This window comes from Castellaniella sp. (assembly GCF_034675905.1).
Lineage (GTDB): Bacteria > Pseudomonadota > Gammaproteobacteria > Burkholderiales > Burkholderiaceae_B > Castellaniella.
The window spans coordinates 434,281-451,055 of the sequence record NZ_JAUCCV010000002.1; the positions used below are offsets into that span (position 1 = coordinate 434,281).

Annotated in this window: 11 protein-coding genes; 1 reads left to right on the plus strand and 10 read right to left on the minus strand. The window is 62.0% G+C overall.

What is annotated here, in order from left to right; all coding sequences use genetic code 11:
* Positions 1-7 precede the first annotated feature (7 nt).
* Positions 8-3,541: a chromosome segregation protein SMC gene (gene smc, locus VDP79_RS03220; RefSeq protein ID WP_323017004.1), complete on the minus strand. Its 3,534-nt coding sequence runs from the start codon at positions 3,539-3,541 to the stop codon at positions 8-10.
* Positions 3,542-3,752: 211 nt separating this feature from the next.
* Here smc and lplT point away from each other — a divergent pair, with 211 nt between their 5' ends.
* The gene (lplT, locus tag VDP79_RS03225; RefSeq protein ID WP_416233042.1) at positions 3,753-5,033 is read left to right on the plus strand and encodes a lysophospholipid transporter LplT; all 1,281 of its coding nucleotides are present in this window, start codon (positions 3,753-3,755) and stop codon (positions 5,031-5,033) included.
* On the opposite strand, the gene xylB is transcribed toward lplT, so the two are convergent.
* From xylB to VDP79_RS03270, 9 genes are all read right to left on the minus strand, one after another.
* Entirely contained in the window at positions 4,945-6,540 is a 1,596-nt protein-coding gene (gene xylB, locus VDP79_RS03230) for a xylulokinase (RefSeq protein WP_323016791.1), read from the minus strand. The two genes, lplT and xylB, sit on opposite strands and share 89 nt — an antisense overlap.
* A gap of 39 nt (positions 6,541-6,579) precedes the next feature.
* A complete protein-coding gene (locus tag VDP79_RS03235; RefSeq protein ID WP_323016792.1) occupies positions 6,580-8,976 on the minus strand; it encodes an aldehyde dehydrogenase family protein in 2,397 nt (798 codons plus the stop codon).
* Between the two features lie 11 nt (positions 8,977-8,987).
* Positions 8,988-9,947 (minus strand): deoxyribose-phosphate aldolase, encoded by a 960-nt coding sequence (gene deoC / locus VDP79_RS03240; protein ID WP_323016793.1) that lies wholly within the window; start codon positions 9,945-9,947, stop codon positions 8,988-8,990.
* A 19-nt stretch (positions 9,948-9,966) separates the two neighbouring features.
* Entirely contained in the window at positions 9,967-10,911 is a 945-nt protein-coding gene (gene rbsK / locus VDP79_RS03245; RefSeq protein WP_323016794.1) for a ribokinase, read from the minus strand.
* Positions 10,912-10,971: 60 nt separating this feature from the next.
* Positions 10,972-12,054 (minus strand): aldose 1-epimerase family protein, encoded by a 1,083-nt coding sequence (locus tag VDP79_RS03250; RefSeq protein WP_323016795.1) that lies wholly within the window; start codon positions 12,052-12,054, stop codon positions 10,972-10,974.
* A 4-nt stretch (positions 12,055-12,058) separates the two neighbouring features.
* On the minus strand, positions 12,059-13,057 hold the full coding sequence (locus tag VDP79_RS03255; protein ID WP_323016796.1) for an ABC transporter permease: 999 nt from the start codon (positions 13,055-13,057) through the stop codon (positions 12,059-12,061).
* Between the two features lie 13 nt (positions 13,058-13,070).
* The gene (locus tag VDP79_RS03260; RefSeq protein ID WP_323016797.1) at positions 13,071-14,048 is read right to left on the minus strand and encodes an ABC transporter permease; all 978 of its coding nucleotides are present in this window, start codon (positions 14,046-14,048) and stop codon (positions 13,071-13,073) included.
* A 25-nt stretch (positions 14,049-14,073) separates the two neighbouring features.
* The gene (locus VDP79_RS03265; RefSeq protein WP_323016798.1) at positions 14,074-15,576 is read right to left on the minus strand and encodes a sugar ABC transporter ATP-binding protein; all 1,503 of its coding nucleotides are present in this window, start codon (positions 15,574-15,576) and stop codon (positions 14,074-14,076) included.
* 72 nt (positions 15,577-15,648) lie between these two features.
* Positions 15,649-16,695 carry an autoinducer 2 ABC transporter substrate-binding protein gene (locus VDP79_RS03270; RefSeq protein ID WP_323016799.1) on the minus strand — a complete coding sequence of 349 codons (1,047 nt, stop codon included), beginning with the start codon at positions 16,693-16,695 and terminating at the stop codon, positions 15,649-15,651.
* Positions 16,696-16,775 lie beyond the last annotated feature (80 nt).

Here is a 16,775-nt window from a genome sequence, read left to right on the forward strand (position 1 = left end):
ACCCTGTTCAGACCGCCTCGGCGACCCATTGCAAGGCTGAATCCATATCCACCGCCACGATCCGCGACACGCCTTGTTCCTGCATCGTCACCCCGACCAGCTGCCGCGCCATCTGCATGGCGATTTTATTATGTGAAATGAAAAGGAACTGTGTCTGATCGCTCATGCCGCGCACCAGATTGGCATAGCGTTCCGTATTGGCGTCATCCAGCGGCGCATCAACCTCGTCGAGCAGGCAGAACGGCGCCGGATTGAGCTTGAACAGCGCGAACACCAGCGCCGTCGCCGTCAGGGCTTTTTCTCCCCCGGACAGCAGGTGGATCGTACTGTTGCGCTTACCGGGCGGCTGCGCCATGACCTGCACGCCCGCATCCAGGATTTCATCGCCCGTCATGGTCAGCCGAGCCTCGCCGCCCCCGAACAGCTGCGGAAACAGCTGGCCGAAATGCTGATTCACCAGTTGGAAAGTCTGGGACAACAATTCGCGGGTTTCCCGATCGATCTTGCGAATCGCATTTTCCAGGGTCTCAATGGCCAGCATCAGATCCGCCCGCTGGGTATCCAGAAACCCCTTGCGGTCGCTGGCGGCAGATAATTCATCCAGCGCCGCCAGATTGACGGCGCCCAGAGATTCTATCCGCCGCGAAATCCGCTGGACCTCGGATTGCAGCCAGTCCAGCCGCTGCCATTGCGGCGACTGTTCAGCCAGGTGGCGCTGCAGCGCCGCGCGATCAACCTGCCGGGCATCGAGTTGTTCGGCGTACTGTTCCACCGACAGGCGCGACGCCTGTTCTTTCAATTGCAATTCGGTGATGCGCGCCCGCAAAGGGTCCAGCGCGCGTTCCCGCGTCAGGCGGCCCTCGTCGGCATCCCGCAAGGCGGCCGCCGCCTGATCCTGCAGCTGGCGCGCCTGGCGCAAGGCCTCTTCGCATCCCGCCTGCGATTCCAACGCGGCCTGCAGGCCCGTCTGGGCAACGGACTCATCCAATTCGAACAACTCGCCCTGCAAGGACTCGAGTTCGGCGCCGGATCGGCGAGCCTGATCTGAGGCCAGTTGCAAGGTGCGATGCAGCTCATCCAGGCGATGGCGCAAAGAGCGCACGGCATAATCGGCTTCCTGGGCGGCGCGTTCCTGATCACGCCCTTGCTGGCGGCCCTGCTCGGCCTGATCGGCTAACGCCTCGATCCGCAGATCCAGATCCGCCTGATGTTCCTGCTGTTCGGCCAGTACGGCGTCCAGCGACTCAAAGCGCGCTTCGGCTTCGTCGCGCCGACCGGCCAGTTCCGCCTGTTGCGCGGCGATTTCCTGCAGATCGCGGTCCAGGCGGCTGGTCTGCTCTTCCGAGCGGGCCATCTGCTGGCTGATCTGGTGATGCTGCAGCCTGGCCTCGTGCTGCGCCTGCATGCGTTCTGCAATCTGCACGCGCGCCGGCTGCAGCGCCTGTTCCAATGCGCGGCGTTCGGCATCGGCCTGTGCATGCGCATCCAGCGCCTGATCGGCGATCAACTGGGCAGCCCGGATTTCGCGGGCTAGATTGTCAATCTGCTGCTGGCGGGCCAGCAGCCCGGCTTGTTCGGAATCTGCAGCGTAAAAACGGATGCTGCAGGCATCGACCCGATGTCCGGCCCGCACCACCCACAGGCCTGCGGGCGGTAATTCATCGCGGCGCGACAGGGCCTGGCCCAGGTCTTCCGACACATAGACCCCCTGCAGCCAGCTGGCCAGCAAAGGCTTCAAGGCCGCATCCCGCGCCTGCACCCGATCCAGCAAAGGGGCGGCGCCTGCTGGCGCCGCGACCGCCGCCGGCGCCTGGGCGGGCGCCTGGTAGAAGGCCAATCGGGCGGGCGGGGCATCCTGCACAAACGCCTGTACGTGATCCAGCGTGCGTAAGCCCAGCGCATTCATCCGCTCGTGCAAGACGGCTTCCAGCGCAGTTTCCCAACCGGCATCCACGTGCAGCTGCTGCCACAGACGACCCAGGCGCTGTAGTTCCTGGCGCTGCAGCCAGGGTTCCAAGGCGTCCTCGGATTGAATTTTTTCCTGCAGAGCGACCAAGGCCTGGCGACGGGCATCCAGGCGTTCCAGATCCAGCCGCGCCGATTGGCTGGCCTGCTGCGTCTGCGCCAACGCGTCTTCCAGCTCTGGCTGTCGGGATTCCAGTTCCAGCAAGCGGGCCTGGGCTTCTTCGAGGCGCGATTCCGCCACCTTGCATTCCCCCGCCCAACGCTGCAGCTCGGCCGGATCGGGCGCCCCCAGCGCCTGGCGTTCATCCTGCAGACGCTGACGGCGCTCGTCCAGGCTGCGCCACTGCTGATCGGCTTCACGCTGCGACTGGGCCGCCAGCGCCAGGTCCTGTTCCGTGCGCGACAGGCCGCGCCGCCATTCGTCACGCTGCAGATTCAAGGTCCGCAGCTGCGCATCCAGTTCAGGCAGGCCGTCCTGGGCCGACTGCGCCTGCACGGCCAGTATTTCGGCCCGCGCCAAGGCTTCGTCGATCTGTTCCTGGATGTCTTCGATGGCGCCCTGGCTATGGGTTTGCTGATCGCCCCATTCCTGCATCTGGGACTGCAGCTGCGTGCGCCGCGCCTGTAAACGATGGCGGGAATCCACCACATGCCGGATCTCGGCTTCCAGGCGGCTGACCTGAGCGCCGGCCTCGAACAGCCGCCCCTGCGCCTGATGCACCGCCTCGCCCGCGGAAAAATGCCCCTCGCGGCGGGACTCCAGATCGGTTTCCAGTGCCCGCAGACCCGCCACGGCCGATTCCAGTTCTGCCTGGGCGCGCTCGGTATCCACCGCCAAGGTCTGACGGCTTTCACGCGCGGCCTGCTCTCGCAGCAACCACAAAGCATGCTGTTTGAGTTCGCCATCGTCTTGCAGCGCCCGGTAATCCGCCGCCACCCGAGCCTGGGATTCCAGTTTTTCCAGCTGCGCAGCCAATTCGCGCAGGATATCGTCCAGGCGCGTCAGATTTTCGCGCGTGTCCTGCAGCCGGTTTTCGGTTTCCCGGCGGCGTTCCTTGTAGCGGGACACCCCGGCGGCTTCTTCCAGATAGACGCGCAGTTCTTCAGGGCGGGCTTCGATCAGGCGGTTGATCATGCCCTGGCCGATGATGGCGTACCCGCGCGTACCCAGGCCGGTCCCCAGGAAGATATCGTGGATATCACGCCTGCGCACCGCCTGATTATTGATGAAATAGCTGCTGGCGCCGTCGCGCGTCAACACGCGGCGCACCGCGATTTCCGCAAAGGCGGACCATTGACCGGCCGCCCTGCCCTGGCTGTTGTCGAAAACCAGTTCAACCGATGCGCGGGCGGCGGGCTTGCGCTGGCCGGATCCATTGAAGATCACGTCCTGCATCGACGCGCCGCGCAATTCCGAGGCCTTGGTTTCCCCCAGCACCCAGCGCACGGCATCGATGATGTTGGACTTGCCACAGCCGTTGGGACCCACCACGCCGACCAGTTCACTGGGCGTGGGAATCACGGTCGGATCCACGAAGGACTTGAATCCGGCAAGTTTTATCTGCGTGAGGCGCACGGAAGTCTGGTGGGCAAAATTCAAGCGAATCGCAACAGCGTATGATAACGCACCGGGATAAGACCTTATCCGCCCTGCCAGGGCAAACCTGGCCCGACCTCGCCCCAGTAACCCGCTATACTGCAACTCCATTTTACAGTCGCGCACTGCGGTGCCGGCCCGTCATCAACCACTTCGGGGTCTGCGATTGAACAAGGGCTTTTTCATGGTCATGGCCGCGCAGGCGCTGTCGTCTATCGCGGACAACGCCTTGCTGATTGCAGCCATCGGCCTGATCGCCGATCTCAGCGGCCCGGATTGGATGGCCCCCATGATGAAATGGTGGTTCGCCCTGGCCTACGTCGTGCTGGCTGCCTTCGTCGGCGCCTTTGCCGATTCCTTCCCCAAGGGCCGGGTCATGTTCGCCACCAATGCGCTCAAGACCTGTGGCTGTCTGCTGATGTTCAGCTATGGGGCCTTCGGGCTCAGCCACGGCCATCAACTGATGCTGATCTTCGTGGCCTACACCATTGTCGGCGTCGGGGCAGCCGCGTATTCCCCCGCCAAATACGGCATCGTCACGGAAATGCTGGCCCCTGAAATGCTGGTCAAGGGCAATAGCTGGATCGAGGGTCTGACCGTGCTATCGGTCATCGTCGGCACTGTCCTGGGCGGCGCGCTGATCAGCCCGGCCATATCGGCCTGGCTGATGTCCTTTCAGTGGGTGGACAGCCTGGCCGACAATACCGCGCAATGCGCCATCCTGATGATCGGGCTGGTCTATATCGCGGCCGCCATCTGCAATCTGCTGATCCCGGACACCCACGCCTACTACCCGCGCCAGCAGACCCGCCCGGCCGCCCTGATCCGCAATTTCTCCGCCTATGTGCGCATTCTCTGGTCGGATAAGCTCGGCCAGATCTCCCTGGCGGTCACCACGCTGTTCTGGGGGGCCGGCGCCACGCTGCAGTTCATCGTCATTGAATGGGGCGCCCAGCACCTGGGCTACCGCCTGGACCAGGCATCCGTCCTGATGGGCGTGGCGGCCTTCGGCACGGTCATCGGCGCCATGCTGGCCGGGCGTGTGCCGCTGCGCCGCGCCCTGTCGGTGCTGCCTGTCGGGGTGGTGATGGGCCTGATCGTGCTGCTGATGCCCCTGGTCTACAAGCCCTTTGCCGTCTACTGCCTGCTGCTGCTGATCGGCGGCCTGTCGGGCTACTTCGTGGTTCCCATGAACGCGCTGTTGCAGCATCGGGGCCATGTCCTGTTATCGGCAGGCCATTCGATCGCCGTCCAGAATTTCAATGAGCAACTGAACATCCTGCTGATGCTGGCGATCTACAGCCTGATGCTGTGGATGGGCCTGCCCATCAACATCGTCATCGCCCTCTTCGGCATCCTGGTCGCCAGCCTGATGCTGGTCTTCATCCAGTGGAACCGCCTGAATCACCGGGCCCACCCTGAACTGGAAAGTCAGATCGGGCAGACGGGGCATGGCACGGCGCTTCATTGAACGCCTGCGACAGCGCATGCAGGTGTTCCCGTAGCGCCGGATAGAGCGCGCGATACACGGTAAAACCCTTCTGCATGCCCGATCGCATGTCGGGATCGACACCATCCTGCGTCAGAGGCCGGCAGATGCGCACGATGTCGGCAACCGATGCATACATGCCCGTACCGAGCCCAGCCACCAGGGCGGCGCCAAATGCAGCGCCCTCGGCAGCCCCTTGGGTCGTCACCACATCGCAATCAAACAGGCTGGCCTGCATCTGCCGCCACAGCGGCGAACGGGCGCCGCCGCCAGAGGCCTTCAAGGCATGGGTCTTCTGACCCGCCTGCGGCATGAGCGTGAAAATATCGTACAAGGCGTAGGTGATGCCTTCCATGACGGCGCGCACGATATCGGCCGGCCGATGCAAGGATGTCAGGCCGATGAAACCGCCACGCAGTTCAGGGTCCGCATAAGGCGCTCGCTCGCCATTCAGATAAGGCAGGAAAATCAAGCCGCGGCTGCCCGCCGTGCTGTGCGCCGCGATGCCGGCCATTTCATCGTAGGTCCAGTGATCATCATCGGAAAAACCACGCAGCAAGCGCTGCGCCCAGCTCATGGCAAAACCGGCATTCAACGTCACGCCCATGGCATGCCACTTTCCAGGCAACACATGGCAGAATACCTGCAGCCGGTGGGCAGGGTCGTCCAGCGGCTGGTCCAGAGAACATGCCACAATGCCGCCCGTCCCGATGATGGTCTGAATCTCGCCCGGGTCCAGCACCCCCGACCCCAATGTCTGGATGATGCTGTCGCCGCCACCGCCCACCACGGGAATACCCGCCGTCAGGCCGAATAGTTTCGCCCCTCGCGCACTGACGCGTCCGGTGACCTCCGGGGACTCATGGCAGGATGGAAACAAGGCTGGATCAATATCCAGTTTTTCCATGAGCACCGTGCTCCAGACCCGCCGGCGAACATCGAACAACCCCGTGCCAGAGGCATCCGACACCTCGGTCGCAATTTCTCCGGTCAGGACCAGGCGCAAATAGTCCTTGGGGTTGAGCGCATGACGCAAACGGCTGAACAGGGCAGGCTCATGGCGCCGCATCCAGGCGATCTTGCCACCGGTATAGCCAGGCAGCATGCCATTGCCTGTATGACCGTGCAGCGCCTGCGCGCCACCCGCCTGCGCCACCAATTGCGCACATTCTTCACCATTGCGCTGATCGTTCCATAACAAGGCGGGCCGCAGCACCTGCCCTGCAGCATCCACCGGCGTCAGGCCATGCATCTGCCCCGTCAGACCAATCGCCGTCACCTGAACCGAGCGATGGGCCGCCAGCAGCCGCTGCACGGCTGTCTGCGCGCCGTTGACCCACAAAGCCGGGTCCTGCTCCACCCAGCCGGGACGCAACTGGACCAGACCGTAGGCGACCGTCTCGCTACCGATCAGCACCCCATCCGCAGACAGCAGCAAGGCTTTACAGGCCGATGTGCCGATATCAATCCCCAGTACGGCCTGTTGCATAGGACGCTTCCTTCAGCGAAGAATCAGGAAAATTACCGATCAGACCCCATAAGGGATCCAGATGTTTTTGACCTGCACGGCATGACGCAGATAGTCACGGCCCTGGCCCTGACGGGGATCGAGCCAATCCCGTGTGCGCCCGCCGTTCACCCAGCTGGCCTTCAGGTTTCCGGCAGAGGCTCGTTCCACCATCGCGCTGCCTTCGGCCGACCCGACATACCAGATCGCTGCCACTTCGGCATGGTCCGCCAGGGTTCTGGCGAGCGTATCGCCGTCGCCCGTCACCAGATTCACGACCCCGGCCGGCACATCCGAAGTATCCAGCACTTGGTAAAAATCGCCGGCAATCAAGGGATGACGCGCCGAAGGCACAACGACCACCCGATTGCCCATGGCAACGGCGGGCAGTACCAAAGACACCAGTGACAACAAGGGCGATTCCTGCGGGCAGATCATGCCCATCACGCCAAACGCTTCATTCATCGCCAGGGTGACATGGCGTGACTGCGTCGCATGGACGGCTCCGTCGAACTTATCCGTCTGGGCGGCATAGTAGAAAATACGGCGCACGGCGGCCTGGACTTCTGCCGCTGCCTGGTCTGGCGATCCGCCCGCGCTTTTCACCAGCGCCTGGGCGAAATCATCCGCCCGCGCCGCCAGATTTTCGCCCAGGTAATACAGAATCTGCGCCCGCAGCGGCGCTGCCATCGCGGACCAGCCGCCCGCCCGCGCCGCGGCTTCGACCGCATTACGAATATCCTTGCGATTGCCGATGCCAGCTTGGCCGATCACCTGGCCCTGGGGACCCAGCACGGAATAGCTGTGGCCGCCATCCGGTCGCGCCTGTTTGCCATTGATATAGTGCTTCATCGTGCGGTCAACGCCCGCCTGCGGCGGCGAAGCCTGGCCGGCGGGGCCGGTCGCCAGCACTAGAGCGTGCTCCGCCCCTGCGGCCGCGCTCGCCTTCATCCAATCCGCACACAGGTATTCGTACAAACCTTCGCGCGCGCCTTCCCGGCCGAAACCGCTCTCGCGATAGCCCCCGAATCCCGCCCCGGCATCCAGCAAATTGGTGCAATTGACCCAGACGACACCCGCCTTGACACGCGCGGCGGCATCCAGCGCCACATTGATGTTTTCCGACCAGACCGACGCCGCCAGTCCGTAGCGCGTGTTATTGGCCAGCAGCACCGCTTCATCCGGCGTACGGAACGTTGCCGCCGCCGCAATCGGCCCGAAGATTTCTTCCTGGCAGACCGTGGAAGACTGATCGACTTCCGTAAAAAACCCGGGCGCCATGAAGTTGCCCTTTTCCGGCAGTGGTCCGGCCTTCTGCCACAGCTCGCCGCCTTCGGCGACCCCCTTGCTGACCAGATCCGCGATCCGCCGCAGCTGGGCGGCAGACACGATGGCGCCCACATCCGTGGATTTGTCCAACGGGTCACCCACATGCAGCGATTCCAGCCGCTGACGCAAGCGCTGATAAAAGTGGCCGGCGATTCCTTCCTGGATCAACAGGCGAGACCCCGCGCAGCAGACCTCTCCCTGATTGAACCAGATGGCATCCACAACCCCCTCGACAGCCGCATCGAGATCGGCATCCTCAAACACGATGAAGGGCGACTTGCCCCCCAGTTCCAGGGACAATTTCTTACCGGAGCCGGCAATCTGTTCCCGGATCATCCGCCCGACGCGCGTGGACCCCGTAAAGGCGACCTTATCCACGCCCTCATGACCGCACAGGGCAGCGCCTGTCCCGCCGTCGCCCTGGACAATGTTGACCACCCCTGCCGGCAGGCCGACTTCGTGGCAGATTTCGGCAAAGGCCACGGCGGTCAGCGGAGTCAGATCGGCTGGCTTCAGAACCACCGTATTGCCGGCGGCCAGCGCCGGCGCGATCTTCCAGGCCAGCATCAGCAGCGGGAAATTCCAGGGAATCACCTGCCCGCAGACGCCCACGGGCGAGTAACCTGGGAATTCATCGTCCATCACCGCCGCCCAGCCGGCATGATGGTAGAAATGCCGGGCAGCCAGCGGGATATCCAGATCCCGCGTTTCCCGAATCGGCTTGCCATTGTCCATGGTTTCCAGCACGGCCAGAAAGCGGCTGCGTTTCTGGATATGCCGTGCAATGGCGTACAGATACAAGGAACGCTCGTGTCCGGACAGACGCGACCAGGCGCCGAACGCCGTGCGTGCCGCCTGCACTGCCTGATCGACATCCTCGGCAGAGCCGCTGGTGATCGTGGCGAGTTCTTCTTCGGTTGCGGGATTAAGAACGGGAATCAGCGTCCGGTCTTCCGGCGCCACGAAACGACCGCCGATAAAATGGCCGAACCGGCGGCCATGCTGTTCCAGCCACTGCACGACCTCTGCGTTGCTCTCGGGGGAAGGTCCGTATTCCATGGTGCGCAAGATTTCCTTGATGGGGTGCATGTCATGACTCCTTATGCAACAGCGTGCCGGTGGACCGCCGAATAGCAGCCGGTGACGAAATGCTCCAGCTGCCGCTCGATATCGCCCAGCATGGAACTCGCGCCGATCCGAAACAGGCTGGGGTCCAACCAGCTATTGCCCAATTCTTCTTTCATCAGCGTCAGCCAGTTCAAAGCATCCTTGGCCGAGCGCAGACCGCCGGCAGGCTTGAAACCTACCTGCATGCCGGTCCGCCCGCCATAATCGCGGATGGCCCGCAACATGGTCAGGCTGACCGGCAGGGTGGCGTTGACCGGCTCCTTGCCCGTCGAGGTCTTGATGAAATCGCTGCCGGCCTGCATGGCGACCATCGATGCCCGGTAGACGTTGCTCAGGGTGCCCAGTTCGCCGGTCGCCAGGATAGTCTTCATGTGCGCCGTGCCGCATGCCTCGCGCATACTGGCGACTTCCTCATAGAGCGCCTGCCAATTCTGCGTCAGCACATATTCCCGCGTGATGACAATATCGATTTCAGCAGCGCCTTCATCCAGGGCATAGCGGATTTCAGCCAGGCGCTGCGCGCGCGGCGTCAGGCCGGCCGGAAAACCCGTGGCGACAGAAGCCACCGGGATTCCGCTGCCATCCAACGCCTTGACGGCCTGCGCCACCATCGTCGGATACACGCACACCGCCCCCGTCGTCAGCGGCAGATCCGCCAGCCCCATGGCCTCGAGCAGATCCGCCCGCACAGGACGACGCGCCTTGGCGCACAAGCGCCGCACCCGCCCAGCCGTGTCGTCACCCGACAAAGTCGTCAGGTCGATGCACTGGATCGCCCGCAGCAGCCAGGCCGCCTGATATTCCTTTTTGATGGAACGGCGGGCCGGCAGCGTCGCGGCCCGCCGCTCTGCTGCGGAACGGTTGACCGATATGTGTTCGAACCAGTCGGGCTGCAGGCGCACGCCGCGATTAGGAGAAGAAAGTTCGTTCATGTCTATGTTCTCTGTCATGTCAGATCACCGGCAGATCCGGTGCATGCGTCTGACGGAAATCCGCAAATTCCTGAGCGCTGGCATACGCCTTCTGGGTGCCGAGCCGCGTAATCGAATGGGCGGCATACACGGCTGCCTGCTGCAGGGACGCCAGCACATCCTGGGTTTTGACGTAGAAATGGGCGAAGGATCCGATGAACGCGTCGCCCGCCCCCGTCGTATCCCGAGGCGCTACAGACACGGCTTGAATTTCGACCACCGTGTCCGCCGTCACCAGCCGGGCGCCACGCCTGCCCAAGGTCACGATGACCACCCGGATGCCTTGGGCGATCAAGAATCGGGCTGCGGCAACGATCTGGGCATCGGTATCCGTCGGCAGGCCAGACAGGGTGGCCAATTCACTTTCGTTCGGTACCAGGAAAGTGACATGGCGGATGCGTTCCAGCGCCAGATCCGCCGCTGCCGGCGCCGGATTCAACAAGGTCTCGATACCGTGCCGGGCCGCCCATTCGATCGTGTGATAGACCGTCTCGGTCGGGACTTCCATCTGCATCAGGATCAAATTGCAGGACTGCAGATCAGCAGCCGCCTCGTCCACTGCCGCCGGCAGCAGATCGGCATTGGCCCCTTTGACGATCAGGATGGAGTTTTCACCGGACGGTTCGACAAAGATAGGCGCCACGCCGCTGGAGCGGCCGGGCACCTTGCGGACATGGCGGGTATCGACACCAAAGCGCACCAGATTAGCCAGCGTGTTATCGGCAAAGACATCATCACCCACCCGGGTCACCATCATCACCTGCGCGCCCAGTCTGGCGGCAGCCACCGCCTGATTGGCGCCCTTGCCGCCGCACCCGATCTCGAAAGAGGGGGCTTCCAGGGTTTCTCCCGGGCCAGGCATCCGGTCCACATAAGTGATCAAATCCACCATATTGGAACCGACCACGCCAATTTTTCTTGTCATCGCATTACTCTCTTGGTATTCAAGGGGCCAGCCAGGGTGAGGCGGGCCGTCTCAGCAAGCTCACAGGGTCTGGATCATGCGGGCGAAATCAGCCGCTTCCGCCGCTGCCAGATAACCCACCCGCACAGCGAAAGCGGCCCGCTCACCGGCTTGCAGCACGCGTACATTGCCTTTCGCCTTCTCTGCCAGATAGCCCTCCGGCTCGCAGGTCGAAGGCAAGGCGAAAGCAGCCACCTGCGCATCACCACTGACGAGGACCCACCGGACCGTCTTGGGAAAATCCCCCACCGGATACGACATGGCAAAACCGTCGCCCTCGGCCAGCTGCAGCATCAGGTGTGTGTGGCCCTGAGCATCCGCCGCCAGGTCGCGCACATAAAACACCTGTTCCGGGTCGTATCGTTCAGGTTCGTCCAGGACTTCCATGCGGGAAGGGTCCGCCGCCAAGGCATCAATCAGCGCCAGATAATCCGGCGTGGGCCGGACATGGCCCGGGACAGTCTGACGGACCTGCACATGGTCGGCCGTAAACGGCGCGGGCTGCACGACGCGAGCGCCCGGGCGGTAGGCGAAATTGACATGGCACATGTACATCAGGTCCATGGGCGCCGCCGACAGGTTCTGCACATCCATCTTGATCTGGAAGCGCGTATCGGCAGCATGCAAGCGCACAGAAGGCCGCGCCAGGTAATGCGCGCCAAACCCCATGATGTATTCGTATTCTCCCTGGACCTCGATGAACGCTCCCTCTGCGTCTTCGCCCAGAACCAGGCTGACGCGATCCATCGGCGCGCACGGCATCTCACCGTGCAGCGGATGGGTATCCTGCGGCGACGGGCAGCCATTGCTGAGCAGGCCACTGTGAAAAGCCAGGCAGCCATAGGTCTGGACAATGGACGTGGCGGGGCGCGGCATATCGAAACGATTGCCCATGGTCAGCTTGACCCCATCGAATTCGGCCCGCCAGATCATCTGACCCATATAAGGCAGAACCTCCAAGTAGCCGCGTGCATTTTGAAGGCGCAGGCCCTCTACGCCGCTGGGATAGCGAAAGGCAGTGGCGCAGATCGATCCTGACGCCAGCAGCTCATGGGGCAGCGGCGTGAAATCCTGAGGACGCAGGGAAAAAGTGGCTTGTGACATGAGATCAGCGGTCCTGGTTGCGGGAAGCGTTGATGGCGATGACGATGATCAGAAACGCCCCCCAGATGAAATCGATCAGATGGTTGGATGCCCGCATCATCTGAAAGCCGGACGACAGCATCATCAGCGCCAGCAAGGCGATGGCGATGCCAAAGACCCTGCCCTTGCCGCCTGCCGGGTTGGTGCCGCCCAGCACGGCAATCAACACTGCTTGCAGCAGATAGGACGCGCCATAATCCGACTTGGCAGCATTGATGCGCCCGGACAGAATGACGCCCGCCAGGGCGGCCAACACGCCCGTGATCATGTAGGAATAGAGGATCATGCGGTCTTTACGGATCCCGGCGAACACGGCGGCCTTGGGGTTCGTGCCGATCAGCATCAGATTGATGCCCAATGTCGTGCGCGTCAGCAAAACAGCGATGATCAGGCAGGTCAGGATGAACAGGACGAATGGCGTGGCGATGCCCAGGATCTTGCCGTTGCCGATGAAGCTCCAGGCCTCCGGGAAGCCGACGATGGCCGGCCCGCCTGTCAGGACCAGAGACAAGCCGATCAGCGCCTGGCCCGTCCCTAGCGTGGCCAGGATCGGCGTGATGCGCAGCTTGGCAATCAGCAGGCCATTGAGCAAGCCACAGATCAAGCCCACGAACAGCGCCAGGATCAGACCGGCAAGCGTATAGAACAGCGCCTCCGGGCCGTTCATCTGGGATGCCTGCACCAGAGATGAATGGAAATAGACGCCGGCCGTGACACCCGCCAGATTGGCGATGCCGACCACCGACAGATCAATGCCCCCGGTCAGCATCGAAATCATCATGGCGATGGCCAGGATACCCAGCTCCGGCATGATGTAGCTGATTGACTCGAAGTTGTAGTAGCTGAGAAATTTACTGGGATTCATCCAGCTCATCAGCGCAAACACGACCAGCGTGATGACCACCAACTGCGCCATATTGCGATCATTGCCCAGCACGCGGCGCATATCGAACGATAGCTTCATGCGGTTTTCTCCTTCAGACCAGGCTTTTACGGTCACGCCAGGCCGTGATTGCCGTTGCCGCCACGATGATGACGCCCACCACCACACGCTGCCAAGTCGTGTCGATGTGCATCAAAATCAGCGAGTTCTTGATCATGACCAGGATGAACACGCCCATCAGCGTGCCCAACACAGTCCCGCGGCCACCGAAAATCGATGCGCCGCCCAGCACGACGGCTGCGATGACATCCAATTCCAGGCCGGTGAAATCACGCGGGTTCGCCAGCCAGGACATGGATGCATGCAGCAGGCCTGCAAAGCCGGACAAGGCGCCCGCCGCACAGTAGACAAAAAAGACCGTGCGCCGAGTGTTGAAACCAACCCGTTTGGCGGCCTCGGGCGATCCCCCGTACGCGTAGATGCTGCGCCCCATCATCGTGTGTTTCAGGATCAGATGCACCAGAACAGCCAGCCCAAGATAGATCAGGAACATGGCCGTCAACCCGTAGGTCATCCCGCCGGCTGAGGTGAGCGACACCACATTGGTCTTGCCGAACTCGATCAGGGATGGCGGCATCTTGTTGATGTTCACCACGCTGGTCCCCACCAGACCCAGCACCAGGCCGCGCACGATGGAACCGGTCCCCAGCGTGACGATCAGCGGAATCATCCTGAAGCGATGGATGACAAAGCCATTGAAGGCGCCCAACGACAAGCCGATCAACGTCGCCGCCACGAACGGGATGAACACGCCGTCATAGCCCAGATAGACCATTCCCCGAACGGTCAGGTACATGGCGGCAATGGCAAATGCCGTAAAGGACACATCGATCCCGCCCGTGATCATCGCCAGCAGCACGCCCAGCGCCATGATGCCGATCACCACATTGGAACGGAGCAGACCGAACAGATTGTCCAACGACCAGAAAGCCGGATTGATCCAGCCAATGCCGATCATCGCCGCCAGCAACACGCACGCGATGATGAATTCCGTACTACGCAAGCATTTCATGGAGATCCTTCGAGTGCACAAAGATTTAGACCAGCGCCTTGAGACGGTCATTGACGATTTGTTCGCTCATGTCTGCATCCGCTAATTCATCCACAAAACGGCCGCGATGCATCACCAGGATCCGGTTGCAGTTCTGGACCAGTTCCGGCACATCATCGGAAATCATCAGCACAGCCAGCCCCGTATCCCGAGCCAGATCGCGGATGATGGCGTGGATCTGCGCCTTGGATCCCACATCCACTCCCACGGTCGGGCCATTCAGGATCAGAACCCGGGCCTGGGTCAGCAGCCACCGCGCCAGCACGACGCGCTGCGCGTTGCCGCCGGACAAATGGTTGACCGGCGTATGCGGGCCAGGCGCGGCAATCTGCATGCTGGCGAACATTTCGCACGTCGTCGCATCCGCCTGACGCCGATCCACGAAGCCGCCGCGCACGAAACGATCCAGCGAGGTGACGATCATGTTGCGTTCGATGGATTGCGTCGCGAACAGACCTTCTGTCAGACGATCTTCCGGTACATAGGCAACCCCGCTATCGATCGCCTGCTGGACGCTGCGCGGATGCACCGACTGGTCATCGATGCGGATCTCGCCCGAAAAACCGGGCTTCATGCCAAACAGGGCCAATGCCAGTTCGGTACGACCGGAACCGATCAGGCCGGAAATTCCGACGATTTCCCCAGCCCGCAGCGACAGATCCGCATCCTGCACGGCCCCCGGCACGCACAGCCCGCGCACCTTCAGAACAAGATCGTCCGACGCGCCGACAGGCTGCTGCCACTGATAGCGATCCGCCGACAGATGCTGACCGGTCATGGCATGCGTGATGGCTGGCTCATCAAAATCGCTGATCGGCCCCTCGGCCACTTTGCTGCCATTGCGAAAGACGGTCAGCCGTTCGCTGATTTCCAGCATTTCGCGCATCTTGTGGCTGACAAAAAGCACCGCCACACCCTGCGCCTGGATGTCACGCACCATCTGGAACAAGGCATCCACCTCGTGGCGCGTCAACGCCGTGGTCGGCTCATCCATGATCAGCAGCCGCGCATCGGCCATCATGGCGCGTGCGATGGCCACCGTCTGCTTGCCGGAGGTCGGCAGATCATCAACCAGCGCGTCGAGATCCATCTGCACGCCCAGGCGGTTCAGCGCTTCGTCGGCCAATACACGCACGCGCCGCCAATCGATGGTCTTGCGCCTTTCCTGCAGAAAGGTGTTCATGGCCAGGTTTTCAGCCACGCTCAGATTGCCAAATAAGGAAAAATCCTGATAGATGACCTGAATGCCATGGCGCACGGACTTGACGGGGTCCAGGCGGCTGACAGGCTGACCATCGATCAGGATGTCACCCTGATCTGGCAGATAAACCCCCGAAATGACCTTGATGACGGTAGATTTGCCGCTACCGTTTTCACCTGCCAGGCAATGGATTTCACCAGGCCTGATGGCCAAGGACACATCTTTCAGGGCATGCACGCCACCAAAATGCTTGCTGATGTGGCGCAGTTCGATCAAATTTTCGCTCATGATGCGCTCAGGAGTCACCGTCAGCCGGATGCCCGGCAAACGACTGGCGGGGTCGCCCCCGCCAGCCCGGGATCAGAAGTTGTACTGATCCATATTGGCCTTGGTCACACCGACCCAGCCCGCGCCATAGAGCAGATTCGGCTTGGACGTGTCCGGCGCAATCAGGCTTTCATAGCCGGGCAAGCCCAGATTCAGGCCCGCCTTGATCTGATCATGCTTTTTTTCCAGTGCAGCGACCGCCAGCATGTTCATGGCATAGCCCGCCACCGCCGGATCCCAGAACTGGATGTACTGGATATCGCCATTGCTCAGATACTGGCCCGCGACGGACACCAGCCCGGTTCCGGCAAAAAAGACCTTGCCCTTCAGGCTGCGTTCGGCAATCAAGCGCCCCGCGCCGGCAGACGTCGGCATGGGTGCGCCCAGGATGCCGGTGACATCCGGATAAGCCGCCATCGCTTCCTTGAGCTTGTTGTAGTCGGTGGTGGCATCATCATAGGTTTCCAGACGATCAGCGACCTGGCTCATCTCCGGGAAGTGGGCTTTTTGATATTCCACCGCCCCGTCGATCCACTCCATCTGGGACTTGGACGTCAAGCTGCCGACTGTCGCCACATACTTGCCCTTGCCGCCCATGTACTTGCCCAGCTCCTTCATCAGGTTTGCGCCATAAGCCTTGTTGTCGAAGGCTTCGATGTCGTAATCCACATTCTGGATGTTGGAAGCCTCGTGGCTGATGACCACAATGCCGCGATCCCGGGCTTTTTTCAGCACCGGCTCGACCGCTTCGACGGAAAACGGCACGATGGCAATGGCATCGACGCCCTGGGCGATCAGGTTCTCAACCAGCTGCACTTGGGCGGCCGCATCGGCCTGACTGGGGCCCACCATCCAGACATCATTGCCGGTGTCTTTCTTGAATTGCTCGACACCATCACGCATCCGGTCAAACCAGGCGATGCCATCGACCTTGACGACGGTGGCGATGGTGTATTTCTTGTTCTGAGCGCTAGAAATCAGATCTTTGTTCAGTGCTGACGTATCGACCACGCCAGCTGCAAACGCCTGGGAAACCGCGACAGACATGGCAAGAGCGGTAGAGATGAGAATTTTTTTCATCGGTCTTTCCTCTGTGGAAATCAAGAACCCAAGGGGTTGATCCCCTGAGCACGTGAAAATCTAGATGGCCTGGGTGCGGA

What these genes read in the sequence shown, in the direction of transcription:
- lplT (WP_416233042.1), top strand. Translation starts at nt 3,753, where the DNA reads ATGGCCGCGCAGGCGCTGTCGTCTATCGCGGACAACGCCTTGCTGATT.
- xylB (WP_323016791.1), bottom strand. Translation starts at nt 6,540, where the DNA reads ATGCAACAGGCCGTACTGGGGATTGATATCGGCACATCGGCCTGTAAA.
- VDP79_RS03235 (WP_323016792.1), bottom strand. Translation starts at nt 8,976, where the DNA reads ATGCACCCCATCAAGGAAATCTTGCGCACCATGGAATACGGACCTTCC.
- deoC (WP_323016793.1), bottom strand. Translation starts at nt 9,947, where the DNA reads ATGAACGAACTTTCTTCTCCTAATCGCGGCGTGCGCCTGCAGCCCGAC.
- rbsK (WP_323016794.1), bottom strand. Translation starts at nt 10,911, where the DNA reads ATGACAAGAAAAATTGGCGTGGTCGGTTCCAATATGGTGGATTTGATC.
- VDP79_RS03250 (WP_323016795.1), bottom strand. Translation starts at nt 12,054, where the DNA reads ATGTCACAAGCCACTTTTTCCCTGCGTCCTCAGGATTTCACGCCGCTG.
- VDP79_RS03255 (WP_323016796.1), bottom strand. Translation starts at nt 13,057, where the DNA reads ATGAAGCTATCGTTCGATATGCGCCGCGTGCTGGGCAATGATCGCAAT.
- VDP79_RS03260 (WP_323016797.1), bottom strand. Translation starts at nt 14,048, where the DNA reads ATGAAATGCTTGCGTAGTACGGAATTCATCATCGCGTGCGTGTTGCTG.
- VDP79_RS03265 (WP_323016798.1), bottom strand. Translation starts at nt 15,576, where the DNA reads ATGAGCGAAAATTTGATCGAACTGCGCCACATCAGCAAGCATTTTGGT.
- VDP79_RS03270 (WP_323016799.1), bottom strand. Translation starts at nt 16,695, where the DNA reads ATGAAAAAAATTCTCATCTCTACCGCTCTTGCCATGTCTGTCGCGGTT.